General features: G+C 70.9%; 2 protein-coding genes (1 of these 2 only partly in view). Both read left to right on the top strand.

Translation table 11 applies throughout. The features are described from left to right. Window positions 1–45 precede the first annotated feature (45 nt). The gene (locus tag ACT2CW_RS20270) at window positions 46–10,002 is read left to right on the top strand and encodes an amino acid adenylation domain-containing protein (protein WP_445517668.1); all 9,957 of its coding nucleotides are present in this window, start codon (window positions 46–48) and stop codon (window positions 10,000–10,002) included. Beyond that, window positions 9,999–15,863: the 5' portion of a non-ribosomal peptide synthase/polyketide synthase gene (locus ACT2CW_RS20265; protein ID WP_445517667.1), read on the top strand. 14,670 nt of this gene lie beyond the right edge of the window; only the first 5,865 of its 20,535 coding nucleotides appear in the window; the start codon lies at window positions 9,999–10,001; its stop codon lies beyond the right edge, outside the window. The genes ACT2CW_RS20270 and ACT2CW_RS20265 overlap by 4 nt, the downstream gene beginning before the upstream one ends.

Raw genomic sequence — 15,863 nt, 5'->3', positions numbered from 1 at the left:
CCCGCGCAGTCCGCCACCCCGCAGAACCGAGAGGACCGCTCCGCCATGTCCGACGCCGCCCGTACGCTCCGTCGACCGGTAAGTGCCGCCCAGTTGGGCGTGTGGGTCGCCCAGCAACTGGACCCGGACAGTCCGCTCTACAACTGCGGCGCCTATCTGGAGATCGACGGCCCGGTCGACACCGGCGTTCTCGGAGAGGCGGTACGGCGAGCCGTGGCGGAGACCGAGGCGCTGCGGTCGTACTTCACCGAGGACACCGATCCCGCCGAGGCGCCCGAGCGCACCGATCCCGGCGAGGACGCCGAGCGCACCGAGGACCCCCGGCTGTGGCAGCTCGTCGTACCCGCCGAACCGACGTCTCTGCGCGTACACGACCTGCGCGACGAGGCGGACCCGGAGGCCGCGGCGCATCAGTGGATGAACGCGGAGATGCTCATCCCCTTCGACCTCGGCAGCGGGCCCCTGAGCGATCAGACCTTGCTGCTCCTGGCCGACGACCGGTCCTTCTACTTCCACCGCTACCACCACGCCGTCCTCGACGCGTTCGGACAGACCGTGTACGGCGCACGCGTCGCGGCCCTGTACACCGCCCTGCTCACCGGCGCCGAGCCGCCCGCGCCCGGCTTCGCCACCCTCGACCGGGTGGTCGCCGAGGAGACCGGCTATCCGGGCTCGCGCCGCCACGCCCGGGACCGGGCCCACTGGCTCGATCTGTTCGAGGAGATGCCCGACCCGGTGGCGCTCGCGGGCCGCTCGGCCGGCAGCACCCACAGCAGTCTGCGGCGCATCCAGACCCTGCCGACCACCCTGGCCGATCGGCTCGCCGCGCTGAGCGACCGGCTCCGGGCGCAGTGGCCGGCCGTCGCCATCGCGGCCACGGCCGTCCTCTACCACCGCATGACCGGCCGCACCGACCTCACCTTCTCGATGCCCCTGGCGGGCCGCACCAGCCGGATGTCCCTGGCCACGCCGAGTGCGATGGTGAACGTCCTGCCCATCCGGGTGACCGCCACCCCGGAGACCACGTTCACGGAGCTGGTCGCGTCGGTGTCGCGCTCACTGGCCGATGTCATCAGGCACCAGCGGTTCCGGGGCGAGGAACTCGTCAGGGAGCTCGGGCTCTCGGGAGGCCGCCAGGCCCGTCTCGGCCCGACAGTCAACGTGGTGGCCTACGTCGACGAGCTCCGTTTCGGTGACAGCCCTGCCATCCCCCACCCCCTGTCCACCGGACCGGTCAACGATCTGAAGATCAACTTCTATGGTGCGGCGGCCTCTGGCAGAGGCATCCGCGTCGAGTTCGACGCCGACCCGGCCCTCTACGACGAACGAGAGATCGCCGCCCACCAGCAACGGCTGATGCGGGTGCTGGAGTGGGTCGTGGGGCAGCCCGATCGCCGCATCGGTGATGTGGAGTTGCTGTCCGCGGTGGAGCGGGAGCGGGTGCTGGTCGGGTGGAACGGTGAGTCGCGGGGGGTGCGGGGTGTGTCGCTGCCGGTGTTGTTCGCGGAGCAGGTGGCGCGGACGCCGGACGCGGTGGCGGTGGTGTGTGGCGATGTCCGGTTGACCTACCGGGAGTTGGACGCGTGGTCGAATCGGGTGGCTCGGTGGTTGGTGGGGCAGGGAGTTGGCCCTGAGTCGTTCGTGGGTGTGGTGTTGCCTCGGTCGGTGGAGTTGGTGGTGGCGCTGCTGGGTGTGGTGAAGGCGGGTGGTGCGTATGTGCCGGTGGATCCGGAGTATCCGGCGGAGCGCAAGGCCCACATCCTGGGCGATGCGCGGCCGGTGCTGGTGATCGATGACGTGGCGGCGCTCGCGGCGGCTGACGAGTACGCGGACACGCCGGTTGAAGATGCCCCGGAGCTGTCGCTTCCGGCGTATGTGATTTATACGTCGGGTTCGACGGGTCGGCCGAAGGGTGTGGTGGTTGAGCATCGTTCGGTGGGGGCGTATCTGGAGCGGGCGCGGGAGGTGTATCCAGATGCGTCGGGTACGGCCTTGCTGCACTCTTCGGTGGCCTTCGATCTGACGGTGACGGCGTTGTATACGCCGTTGGTGAGTGGTGGCCGGGTGGTGCTGGGTGAGCTTGATGAGCGGGCGGGGGATGTTGGTCGGCCGTCGTTTATGAAGGTCACCCCCTCCCACCTGGGGCTGTTGGAGGCGCTGCCGGAGGGGGTGTCGCCGTCGGGGACGTTGATCACTGGTGGTGAGGCGCTGGTGGGGGAGGCGCTGGCGTCGTGGCGGGCCGCGCATCCGGATGTGACGGTGGTCAATGCGTACGGTCCCACCGAGGCCACGGTCAACTGCGCGGACTACCGCATCGAGCCCGGCCAGGAACTTGCGAGTGGTGCGGTGCCGATCGGGCGGCCGTTCTGGAACACCCGTGCCTATGTGCTGGACGCCTGGCTTCGGCCGGTGCCGCCGGGGGCGGTCGGCGAGCTCTACATCGCCGGTGTGGTTCTGGCGCGAGGCTACTGGCGTCGTGCGGATTTGACGGCGGAGCGGTTCACGGCTGATCCGTTTGGTCCGGCGGGCGCGCGGATGTATCGCACGGGGGATCTGGCGCGTTGGAACGCCGATGGTCAGCTGGTGTATGTGGGCCGGGTCGATGACCAGGTCAAGGTGCGGGGTTTCCGTATCGAGCTGGGTGAGATCCAGGCTGTCATCAGTGGTCACCCCGACGTTGCGCAGGCGGCGGTGGTCGTGCGGGAGGACCGGCCCGGGGATCAGCGACTGGTCGCCTACGTGGTGGCGGACGTTTCCGATGCGGCTCTGCGGGAGCACGCGGCCGGGTTGCTGCCGGACTACATGGTGCCGTCGGCGTTCGTCACCCTCCCCGCGTTGCTGTTGACGCCGAACGGGAAGCTGGACCGGCGTGCGCTGCCCGCGCCCGACTACGGGCCCGACACGGCTGAGGGCCGGGCGCCGCGTTCGCCACGCGAGGAGATCCTGTGTGGTCTGTTCGCCGAGGTGCTGGGCGTGGAGTCGGTCACCATCGACGACGACTTCTTCCATCTCGGCGGTCACTCGCTGCTGGCCACGCGGCTGGTCAGCCGGATCCGTAGCGTCATGGACGCGGAGCTGCCCATCCGGCAGCTCTTCGAGACCCCGACCGTCGCGGGCGTCTTCACCGCCCTGGACCGGATGGCCCTCGCCACCTCCACCGCTCGCCCCGCCCTGACCGCCACAGCGCGTCCGCCCCGCGTCCCCGTCTCGTACGCGCAAGCCCGCCTCCGCTTCCTGGACCTGCTGGGCGACGGAAACACCGCCTACAACGCGCCCGGCGCGCTGCGGCTGACCGGACCACTGGACCGGGAGGCGCTGCGCCTGGCCCTGGGCGATGTGGTGACCCGCCACGAGAGCCTGCGCACCGTCTTCGCCGAGGACGAAGAGGGCTTCACCCAGGTCGTCCTGGAACCGCGCCACGCCGCGATCGATCTCGGCGTTCGGACGGTGGACGAGGACCGGCTCCAGGCAGAGCTCACCGCCGCGGCCCGGCATGTCTTCGACCTGGCCCATGAACCGCCGCTGCGGGTCACGCTGTTCGAACTGGGACCGGACGAGCACGTACTCCTGCTGCTCCTGCACCACATCGCGGGTGACGGCTGGTCGATGCGACCCCTGGCGCGTGACGTGGCGACGGCGTACACGGCGCGCGTCGAAACGGGCGAGGCCCCGCGGTGGCAACCGCTGCCGGTGCAGTACGCGGACTACAGCCTCTGGCAGCGGGCGGTCCTGGGCCGGGAGGACGACCCCGACAGCGAGCTCTCCCGCCAGCTCGCCTACTGGACCACCGCGCTGGCGGGCATCCCGGACGAACTCGCGCTGCCCGCCGACCGCGCGCGCACCGACGAGCTGACACAGCGCGGCGGCCAGGACTCCTTCCGCATCCCCGCCGAACTCCATCAGGCGCTGTACGGACTGGCGCGCAGGACCCGCTCCAGTCTGTTCATGGTGTTGCAGGCCGGGCTCGCGGCGCTGCTGACCCGGCTCGGCGCGGGCACCGACATCCCCATCGGCACACCGATCGCCGGCCGCACCGACACGGCAGTGGAGGAATTGGTCGGGTTCTTCGCCAATACGCTGGTGCTGCGCACGGACACCTCGGGCGACCCGACGTTCAACGAGCTGATCGATCGGGTCCGGGAGCGGAGCCTGGCGGCGTACGCCCATCAGGACCTGCCGTTCGAGCGGCTGGTGGAGGTGCTCAACCCGGAGCGCTCGCTCTCCCGGCACCCGCTGTTCCAGGTGTCGCTGTCCCTCCACCACACCGACCCCCGGGCCACGGTCGCCGAGGTCGCCCGGCTGCCGCGGCTCGCCGTGGAGCTGGAGCGGCTGCCGATCGAGGACACCAAGTTCGACCTCAACTTCGAGCTGACCGAGCGGTTCGACGATGCGGGGAGACCCGTCGGCATCGCCGCCGACCTGGAGTTCAGCGCGGAACTCTTCGACCCTCGCACGGCCCGTTCCCTCCGCGAACGCTACCTGCGGCTGCTGGCCGCCATGGCCGGGGAACCGGACCTGCGGGTCTCCGAGGCCGGGATACTCGACGCGGCCGAGCGGATGGCCGTCCTCGAGGAGTGGAGCGACACCCGGCGCCCGGACGTGGCCGCCGTGCTGTCGCGCGTGGAGCTGCCGGACACGGTGCGCGGCACCCGGGTCTATGTGCTGGACGACGCTCTCCACTTGGTGGCTCCCGGTGTCCCCGGGCAGCTGTACGTGGCGCATGACGACCCGGCCCCGGCCGATCGGGACGACGCCGACGGCCGGGGCGGCGCCGACACCGCCGACGCCCCGCGGCCGCTCCCGTGTCCCTTCGACCACGGCAGCACGATGCACCCCACCGGCCGGCTGGCCCGCTGGTCCCACGACGGGGAGCTGCGGCTGGTCGAGCCCCCCGCCGAGGGTCCGGGCGAGGTCACCACACCCGACCGGCGGACCGAGCCGTCACGTGCGCCGCGCAGCCCGCGCGAACAGATCCTGTGCACCCTCTTCGCGGAGATGCTGGGCGTCCCCTCCGTGGGCATCGACGAGGACTTCTTCGCCCGCGGCGGCCATTCCCTCTCCGCCGTGCGGCTGCTCAGCCGCGTGCGCTCGGTGCTCGGCGTGGAGATCTCCATCCGCCGGCTCTTCGAGAACCCGACCGTCGCCGGTCTGTCCGCGGCGCTCGGCGAGGCGTCCGGCGCCCGGCCTCCCGTGACCCCCGCCACGCGCCCGCCGCGCGTTCCGCTCTCGTACGCTCAGCAGCGGCTGTGGTTCCTGCACAACCTGGAGGGCCCCAGCGCCACCTACAACATCCCGGTCACCCTGCGGCTCGTCGGCACCCTCGACCGCACCGCGCTGCGCCTGGCCATCGGTGACGTCGTCGCACGCCATGAGAGCCTGCGCACGCTGTTCGCGCAGGAGACGGCGGAAGGGGCCGGTGCGCGGCAGGTCATCCTGCCCGCCCAGCAGGCCCGACCGGAGCTGATCGAGGAGACGGTCACCCCCGAGGAACTGGACGAAAGGGTGCGGGCCGCGGCCTCCCACCCGTTCGACCTCACCCGCGAACTCCCCGTCCGCGGCTGTCTGTTCACCACGGACACCGGGGAGTGCGTCCTCGTCCTGGTGGTCCACCACATCGCGGGCGACGGCTGGTCGCTCGGCCCGCTGGCCCGCGATCTGTCGTCCGCGTACACGGCGCGCGTGGACACGGGCGAGGCCCCGCGGTGGCGGCCGCTGCCGGTGCAGTACGCCGACTACACCTTGTGGCAGCGTGAGGTGCTCGGTGCCGAGGACGACCCGGACAGCGAGATCTCACGCCAACTCGCCCACTGGAAGCAGGCACTCGCGGGTCTCCCGGAAGAGCTGGAGCTGCCCGCCGACCGGCCCCGGCCACCGCGCCAGTCCCACCAGGGCGGACGCATCACCTTCGAGGTTCCCGCGGAGCTTCACGCGGGCCTCGCCCAGCTGGCGCGCGACACGCGGTCGAGCCTGTTCATGGTGGTGCAGGCCGCCCTGGCGACGTTGCTGACCCGCCTCGGGGCCGGTACGGACGTGCCGATCGGCAGCCCCATCGCGGGGCGCACCGACGCCGCCGTGGAGGACCTGGTCGGGTTCTTCGTCAATACGCTGGTGCTGCGCACCGACACCTCCGGCAACCCCGCCTTCACCGAACTCGTCGGCCGGGTCCGGGAGACGAACCTCGGCGCCTACGCGCATCAGGACCTGCCGTTCGAACGGCTCGTCGAGGTGCTGAGCCCCGTCCGCTCGCTCGCCCGCCACCCCCTGTTCCAGGTGCTGCTGGGCTTCGACAACAACCAGGACGCCCTCGACGTGCTGAGGCTGCCGGGCCTGACCATGGACGTACGGGCCCCGGAGACCGGACGCGCCAAGTTCGACCTCGCGTTCTTCTTCGACCAGACCTACGGGCCCGCGGGCGAGCCGACCGGCATGCACGCCGCGGTCGAGTACAACGCCGACCTCTTCGACCGGGAGAGCGCCGACGGCTTCGCCGATCGTCTGCTGCGGGTACTCGAAGGCGTCGTGGCCGACCCGGACCGTACGATCGGGCAGCTCGACATTCTGACGCCCACCGAAACCCGGCAGATCCTGCGCGACTGGAACGGAACCTCGCACGAGGTGCCGCCGCAGACCGTGCCCGTACTGTTCGAACGGCAGACCGCCCTGGTGCCCGGCGCCACCGCGTTGATCTCCGAGGACACCACCCTCTCCTACGAGGAGCTCAACGCCCGGGCCAATCGGCTGGCCAGGCTCATGGCCGCCGGGGGAATCGGGGGCGAGGACATCGTGGCGATCGCCCTGCCCCGGTCGGCGGAGATGATCGTCTCCCTGGTCGCCGTCCTCAAGACGGGCGCCGCCTACCTCACCCTCGACACCTCGGCCCCCGAGCAGCGGCTGCGTGCCATCCTCGACGACTGCGCGCCCCGCGCCCTGATCACCGACGCGGCCACCCGCCCCCTCCTGGGCACCGGCCCGGCCCACTGCCTCGTCCTCGACGACCCGGCCACCGTACGGGCGCTCGCCGACGCCCCGGCCGCCGATCTCACGGACGACGACCGGGCACGTCCGCTCGACCCGCGCCACCCGGCGTACGTCGTCTACACCTCGGGCTCCACCGGGACCCCCAAGGGTGTGGTGATGCCCATGGCGTCGCTGATGAACCTGCTCGCCTGGCACACCGGCACCTACAGCGGCGGTGTCGGCACCCGCACCGCCCAGTTCCTCGCCGTCGCCTTCGACTTCGCGGTACAGGAGATCCTCCAGGCGCTGGTGGCGGGCAAAACACTCGTCCTGCCCGAGGAACACGTCCGGCGCGACGCCTACGAACTGGTCCGCTGGATCGCCCGCCACGACGTCAATGAGCTGTTCGCGCCCACGTTGATGATCGACGCGGTGCTCGCGGCCGCCGAGGACCGCGGCGAACCACTGGACTCGCTCACCGACATCTTCCAGGGCGGCGAACAGTTCCGGCTCAGCGGCGAGCTGCGCCGGTTCTGCGCGGGCGACTGGCGCCACATGGCGCACAACATCTACGGACCGGCCGAGACCCACGCGGCCACGTCCACCACGCTCCCCGAGGACACCGACGAGTGGCCGTCGTCCGCGTCCATCGGCCAGCCGCTGTGGAACGCCCAGGTCCATGTGCTCGACGCCCACCTGCGGCCGGTGCCGCCCGGTGTGCGCGGGGAGCTCTACATCGGCGGCGCCCAGCTGGCCCGCGGCTATCTCAACCGGCCCGGCCGCACCGCGGAACGCTTCGTCGCCACCCCGTTCGGCGCCCCCGGCTCCCGTATGTACCGGACCGGCGACATCGTGTGCTGGAACCGCCTCGGGCAACTGGAGTTCCTGGGGCGCGCCGACGACCAGGTGAAGATCGGCGGCTTCCGCGTCGAACCCGGCGAGGTCGAAGCCGTGCTCGGCGACCATCCGGACGTCGACACGGCGGTCGTCGTCACCCGCGAGGACACCCCCGGGGCCACCCGGCTGGTCGCCTACGTCGTACCGGAAGGCGCCCACGACGAGGCCGACCTCGCCCCCGCCCTGCGGACCCACCTCGAACAGCAACTGCCGCACTACATGGTCCCGTCGGCCGTGACGGTCCTGTCCGAACTGCCCCTCACCGCCAACGGCAAGCTCGACCGGCGCATGCTCCCCGCCCCCGTCACGGACCGCGACGGCACGGGCCGAGGGCCGCGCACCGAGCGGGAGAAGACGCTGTGCGGGCTGTTCGCCGAGGTGCTGGGGCTGGACGGGGTCGGTATCGACGACGGCTTCTTCGACCTCGGCGGCGACAGCATCATGTCCATCCAACTCGTCAGCCGCGCCCGGCGGGCCGGACTCGAACTCGCGGTGCGCGACATCTTCGAGCACCGCACCGTGGCCGCGCTCGCCGACGTCGTCACGGAGGTGGAGGGGACCGTCGCCGAGGAGCCGGGCGCCGGCGTCGGCGAGGTGCCCCTCACCCCGATCGCGCACTGGCTGCTGCGGCGCGGTGCGGACCTGGACGGGTTCAACATGTCCGTCGTCCTCCAGACCCCCGTGGCGCTGCGCCTCGACACCCTCACCCGGGCCCTCCAGACCCTCCTTGACCACCACGACGCCCTACGGGCCCGGCTCACCGCCGGCCCCGAACGCCGACTGGAGATACGGGCGCCCGGCACGGTCGACGCCGCGCCCCTGGTGCGCCGTGTGCCGGCGACCGGACAAGGCGGCCGGCCCCTCGACGAACCCGCGCTCAACGCTCTGGTACGGGCCGAGAGCGAGAGCGCCAGGGACCGGCTCGACCTGGACGCGGGACGGCTCGTCCAGGTCGTGTGGTTCGACCGTGGCGCGGAAACACCGGGCCTGCTGCTGTTTCTCGTCCACCACCTGGTCGTCGACGGGGTGTCCTGGCGCATCCTGGTACCCGACCTTGCGGAGGCACACGAGGCCATCGCCGCGGGCCGCACGCCCGAACTCCAGCCCGCGGGAACCTCGCTGCGCCGCTGGGCCCAGCGGCTGACCGAGGAAGCGGCCGCACCGGCCTGGGTCGCCGACGCGGCCTGGTGGCAGGAGACCCTGCGGAAGGAGGGCGGCGGCCTCGGGCGGCGTGCGCTGGACCCCGCCCGGGACACCACCGCGGCCGCCGGACGCATCAGTCTCACCCTTCCGGTGAACGTCACCGAAGCCGTGCTGACCCGAGTGCCCGCCGCGTTCAACGCGGAGGTCAACGACGTCCTGCTGACCGCCTTCACCGCGGCCTGGGAACAGTGGCGCGGCGAGACCGGCCTCCTGCTCGACCTGGAGGGGCACGGCCGCGAGGAGCACCTCGTCCGGGGCGCCGACCTGTCACGCACGGTGGGGTGGTTCACCAACCTCTACCCCGTGCGCCTGGAGACGGGCGCCACCGACCTCGCCGAGGCGTTCGCGGGCGGTCGAAGCGCGGGAGACATCCTCAAACGGATCAAGGAACAGCTCAGGGCCGTGCCCGACAAGGGCATGGGCTACGGGCTCGTCCGCTACCTCAATCCCGCCACGGCCGAGGGATTCGCGGGACTGACGCCTCCTCAGGTCGCCTTCAACTACCTGGGCCGCTTCTCCACCACAGCGGCCGGCCAGGACGCCGACTGGACCCCGCTCCTCGGCATCGAAAGCGTCGCCGGCGACCCGCCGCACCTGCCGCTCGCCCACGCCCTTGAGCTCACCGCCCGTACGCATGACGGCCCCCAGGGATCGCAGTTCGTCGCGTCCTGGACCTGGGCCCCCGGGATCCTCGACGAGGACGAGGTCCGCGCACTGGCCGATCTGTGGTTCCGGGCGCTCGAAGCCCTCGTGGCCCACGCCGAGAACCCCGAATCCGGAGGGCTCACCCCTTCCGATGTCTCCCTGTCCTCGATCACCCAGGACGAGATCGAGGCGTTCGAGGACGAACTCGGCGACCTGTTCGACGACATGCCGGACGACGCAGAGCCGGCCGCATACGACGACGTACACGCTCCTGAAGACGAAGAAGAGGCCCGAAAGTGAGTCGCACCCCGCGGAAGATCGAGGACATCCTGCCGCTGGCCCCGCTCCACGAGGGCCTGCTCTTCCACAGCGTTTACGACCAGGGCGAACTCGACCCCTACGTCGTCCAGGCCGCCTTCGACATCGAGGGCCCACTGGACACGGCCACCCTGCGCACCGCCGCCGAGGCCCTCCTGGCCCGCCACGCCACCCTGCGCGCCGCCTTCCGGCAGCGCAAGAACGGCGACTGGGCGCAGGTGGTGATGCGCGGCGTGCCGCTGCCCTGGACCGAGACCGACCTGACCGCGCTGCCCGAGGACGAGCGGCCCGCGGCCGCGGCCGAGGCCATGGCCGTCGACCGGAGCACCCGGATCGACGTGACCCGGCCTCCGCTGCTGCGCTTCACGCTCATCCGGCTGGGCGCCTCGCTCCACCGCCTGGTGCTGACCAACCACCACCTGGTGCTGGACGGCTGGTCGCTGCCCGTCCTCATGGGTGAACTGTGCGCGCTGTACGACGCCCGAGGCGACGACAGCGCCATGCCCCGGGTACGCCCCTACCGCGACTACCTCGCCTGGCTGGCGGCACAGGACCGTGAGGCGGCCCGCGCCGCCTGGCGCGAGGCGTTCGCCGACCTCGCCGAACCCGGCCCGGTGGCACCCGGCGTCGCCCGAACCACGGTCGCCTCCGCCGAGGTCCTCGCCTCCTTCTCCCGGTCCGACACCGCGGCCCTCACCGAGATCGCCCGGAGCAGCGGCGTCACCCTCAACACCGTCGTGCAGACCGCCTGGGCGATCACCCTCGGGCGGCACACCGGACGCGACGACATCGTCTTCGGCACCACCGTCTCCGGGCGCCCGCCGCAGATCGACGGCGTGGAACGGATGGTGGGCCTGTTCATCAACACCCTGCCCACCCGGATACGGCTGCGAGCCGCCGAGCCGTTCGCCGAACTCCTCACCCGCGTCCAGTCCGAGCAGACCCGGCTCACCCCGCACCAGCACCTGGAACTCGCCGAGATCCAGCGCGCCGTGGCCCACGGCGAGCTCTTCGACACCTCCATGGTGTTCCAGAACTATCCCGTCGACCGCGCCACCGCCGCCGAGGAGGGCATCGCCGCCGCCGTCCAACTCGTCCCCAGCAAGGACCGCGAAGCCACCCACTACCCGCTGATGCTGGTCGGCTCGGCGCGCGACACCATGCTGTTCAGGCTGAACTACCGGCCCGATGTCTTCGACGAGACCGCTGCCCAGCGGTTCCTGGACCGCTTCGTACGGGTCCTGCACGCCCTTGTCGCCGACCCCGAGCTGCCCGTCGGCCGGATCGACGTGCTGGACGAGGCCGAGGTCCGGTCGGTGCTGTGGGACTGGAACGACACGGCGGGTGAGGTGCCGGGTCGATCGGTGGTGGAGCTGTTCGAGGAGCGGGTGGTTCGGGCGCCGGACGCGGTGGCGGTGGTGGCGGGCGATGTGTCGCTGTCGTACCGCGAGTTGGACGCCCGGGCTGGGCGTTTGGCGCGGTTGTTGGTTGAGCGTGGGGTGGGTGCGGAGTGTTTTGTGGCGGTGGCGTTGCCGAGGTCGGTGGATCTGGTGGTGGCGTTGCTGGCGGTGTGGAAGGCGGGGGCGGCGTATCTTCCGCTGGACACCGAGTATCCGGCCGATCGGCTCGCGTACATGCTCCAGGACGCCACGCCGACTCTCATCCTCACCACCGATGAGCTGGTGGGCGTGGTGCCGGATGTGGACATCCCGCGGGTGCTGCTCGACGCGCCGGAGACCGTTGAGGAGCTTGCCCGGACGGCGGGGGAGGGGCGGATCGCTGCTCGGGCGCTGTCGCAAGCGGCGTATGTGATTTATACGTCGGGGTCGACGGGGCGGCCGAAGGGTGTGGTGGTGCCGCAGGGGCCGTTGGCGAACTTTGTGGTGGCGATGGCCGGGCGGTTCGGCCTTGTGGGCGAGGATCGTTTGCTGGCGGTGACCACGGTGGGGTTTGACATCGCGGGTCTGGAGTTGTTTGTGCCGTTGCTGAGTGGTGCGGTGGTGGTGGTGGCGGAGCGGGATGTGGTGCGGGATCCGGTGGCGTTGTGTGGGTTGGTGTCGGCTGAGCGGATTTCGGTGATGCAGGCGACGCCGAGTCTGTGGCGGGCGGTGCTGGCTGAGGACCCGGCGGTGCTGAGCGGTGTGCGGGTGCTGGTGGGTGGTGAGGCGCTGCCTGCCGATTTGGCGGTGGCGTTGGCTGAGCGGGCCGAGTCGGTGACGAATCTGTATGGTCCGACGGAGACGACGATCTGGTCGACGGTATGGTCGGTCACCCCGGAGGGCGCGCGTGCGCCGCGCATCGGGCGGCCGATTGCCAATACCCAGGTGTATGTGCTGGATGGTGGGTTGCGGCCGGTGCCGGTTGGTGTGCCGGGTGAGTTGTATATAGCGGGTGAGGGTGTGGTCCGTGGGTATCACGGGCGGTCGGGACTGACCGCTGAACGTTTCGTGGCCGATCCGTTCGACCGCACGGGCGGTGGGCGGATGTATCGCACCGGTGACTTGGTGCGGTGGACCGCCACGGGCGAGCTGGAGTACCTCTCCCGGGTTGATGACCAGGTCAAGCTGCGTGGTTTCCGGATCGAGCTGGGTGAGATCGAGGCGGTGCTGGCCGGGCATGACGGCGTGGCCCAGGCGGCCGTTCTCGTGCGCGAGGACCGGCCCGGCGACAAGCGCCTCGTGGCCTATCTCGTCCCGGTGGCGGATGGTGGCGTGCCGAGCGGTGCCGAGCTGCGCCGGCATGTGGCCGCACAGCTCCCCGACTACATGGTGCCCTCCGCGTTCATGACCCTGGACGCCTTCCCGCTGACGCCGAACGGCAAGCTGGACCGGCGTGCCCTGCCCGCGCCCGACTACGGACCGGGCTCGACGGGCGGCCGGGCCCCGCGCTCGCCGCGTGAGGAGATCCTGTGTGGTCTGTTCGCCGAGGTCCTGGGCGTGGAGTCGGTCACCATCGACGACGACTTCTTCGGCCTCGGTGGCCATTCGCTGCTGGCCACGAAGCTGGTCAGCCGGATCCGTTCGGTACTGGACGTCGAACTGGCGGTGCGGCGGGTCTTCGAGGCCCCCACTGTCGCCGAGCTCGCGACCGTGCTGGACGCGTCCGCCGCGGTGCGCTCGCCGCTACGGGCGGTGGAACCGCGCCCGGCGCGGCTGCCGCTGTCGCTGGCGCAGCAGCGGTTGTGGTTCCTGCATCAGTTCGAGGGGCCGAGCGCCACGTACAACATTCCGGTGGCGCTGCGGCTGAGCGGTGAGCTGGACGAGCGCGCGTTGCGGCTGGCCCTGGGCGATGTGGTGGCCCGGCACGAGAGCCTGCGCACGGTGTTCGCCGAGGACGCCGACGGTCCGTACCAGGTCGTCCGGGACGCCGAAGCGGTCGGGCTCACCGTGGTACGGACTGACGAGACCCGGCTGCGCACCGAACTTCTCGGGGCGGCCCGCCACGCCTTCGACCTTCGGGCGGAAGGACCGCTGCGGGTTTGGCTGTTCGAGCTGGGCGACGACGCGTACGTCCTGCTGGTCGTCGCGCATCACATCGCGAGCGACGCATGGTCGATGGGGCCACTGGCCCGCGATCTGACCAGTGCGTATGCGGCGCGGGTCGGCTCCGGTGGGGCTCCCGGCTGGGAGCCGCTGCCGGTCCAGTACGCGGACTTCAGCATCTGGCAGCGCGAGGTGCTCGGCGCCGAGGATGACCCCGATAGTGAGATCACCCGCCAACTGACCTACTGGAAGGCGGCGTTGGCCGACCTTCCGGAAGAGTTGCCCCTGCCGTTCGACCGTCCCCGCCCGGCGGCCGCCACCTACCAGGGCGACTCCGTTCCCCTCGACCTCGCTCCGGAGCTGCACGAGAAGCTGACGCGGATCGCCCGTGAGCGCCGGGCCAGCCTGTTCATGGTGGTGCAGGCGGCGCTGTCCACGCTGCTCACGCGGCTCGGCGCGGGGACGGACATTCCCCTCGGCACCCCCGTGGCCGGCCGCACCGATGACGCGCTGGACGATCTGGTCGGCTTCTTCGTGAACACGCTGGTGCTGCGGACGGACACGTCCGGTGATCCGACGTTCGCGGAGCTGATCGAACGGGTGCGGGCGCGGGATCTGGAGGCGTACGCGTACCAGGATCTGCCCTTCGAGCGGCTGGTCGAGGCGGTCAACCCGGAGCGTTCGCTGTCCCGGCATCCGCTCTTCCAGACGATGCTCACGCTGAACAACACCGAGCAGGGCGCGGAGACCGCGGTCGCCTCGCTGCCGGGTCTGACCGTGGCGAACGAGCCGGTGGCCGTGGGCGGGGCGAAGGTCGACCTGTCCTTCCGGCTGGGTGAGCGGCGCGACGGTGGGGCGGACGGGGGTGTGGTGCTGGAGGGGGCTCTGGACTTCAGCACCGATCTGTTCGACCGGGCCACGGCGCAGGGTATCGCGGAGCGTTTCGTCCGCGTTCTGACCGTGCTTGCCGAGGATCCCGAGCGCCATATCGGGGAGGTGGAGTTGCTGGATGCGGCGGAGCGGGAGCGGGTGCTGGTCGGGTGGAACGGTGAGCGGCGCGATGTACGGGGTGTGTCGCTGCCGGTGCTGTTTGCCGAGCAGGTGGCGCGGACACCGGACGCGGTGGCGGTGGTGTGTGACGGGCGTGAGATGTCGTACGGGGAATTGGACGCGTGGTCGAATCGGGTGGCTCGGTGGTTGGTGGGGCAGGGAGTTGGGCCTGAGCGGTTTGTGGGTGTGGTGTTGCCGCGGTCGGTGGAGTTGGTGGTGGCGCTGCTGGGTGTGGTGAAGGCGGGTGGTGCGTATGTGCCGGTGGATCCGGAGTATCCGGCGGAGCGGATAGCGCACGTCCTGGGCGACGCGCGGCCGGTGCTGGTGATCGATGAGGTCGCGGATCTCAGGGCGGCCGATGCGTACTCGGATGAGCCGGTGGAAGCGGTGCGGGAGCTGTCGCTTCCGGCGTATGTGATTTATACGTCGGGGTCGACGGGTCGGCCGAAGGGTGTGGTGGTTGAGCATCGTTCGGTGGGGGCGTATTTGGAGCGGGCGCGGGAGGTGTATCCGGATGCGTCGGGTACGGCCTTGCTGCACTCTTCGGTGGCCTTCGACCTGACGGTGACGGCGTTGTATACGCCGTTGGTGAGTGGTGGCCGGGTGGTGCTGGCGGATCTCGATGAGGGTGCGGCCGGTGTCGGTCGGCCGTCGTTCATGAAGGTCACCCCCTCCCACCTGGGGCTGTTGGAGGCGCTGCCCGAGGAGGTGTCGCCGTCGGGGATGTTGATCACTGGTGGTGAGGCGCTGGTGGGTGAGGCACTGGCGTCGTGGCGGGCCGCGCATCCGGGTGTGACGGTGGTCAACGCGTATGGTCCGACGGAGGCCACGGTCAACTGCACCGACTTCCGGATCGAGCCTGGTCAGGAACTTGCGAGTGGTGCGGTGCCGATCGGGCGGCCGTTCTGGAACACGCGGGCCTATGTGCTGGACGCGGGGTTGCGTCCGGTGCCGCCGGGAGTGGCCGGTGAGCTGTACGTCGGTGGTGTGGTGCTGGCGCGTGGCTACTTGGGGCGTGCGGATCTGACCGCCGAGCGCTTTACCGCTGATCCTTACGGTCCGGCGGGCGCGCGGATGTATCGCACGGGGGATCTGGCGCGTTGGAACGCCGATGGCCAGTTGGTGTATGTGGGCCGGGTGGATGACCAGGTCAAGGTGCGGGGTTTCCGTATCGAGCTGGGTGAGATCCAGGCTGTGCTGCGTGGTCATCCCGAGGTGGCTCAGGCCGCGGTGGTTGTGCGGGAGGACCGGGCGGGGGATCAGCGTCTGGTCGCCTATGTGGTGGCGGATTCCGACGTTTCCGGTGCGGGA

The sequence above is a fragment of the Streptomyces sp. NEAU-174 genome, from assembly GCF_052665095.1.
This window is presented reverse-complemented; position numbering and strand designations above follow the sequence as displayed.

Coding starts and splice junctions, on each gene's coding strand:
- ACT2CW_RS20270 (WP_445517668.1), top strand. CDS start 46: ATGTCCGACGCCGCCCGTACGCTCCGTCGACCGGTAAGTGCCGCCCAG.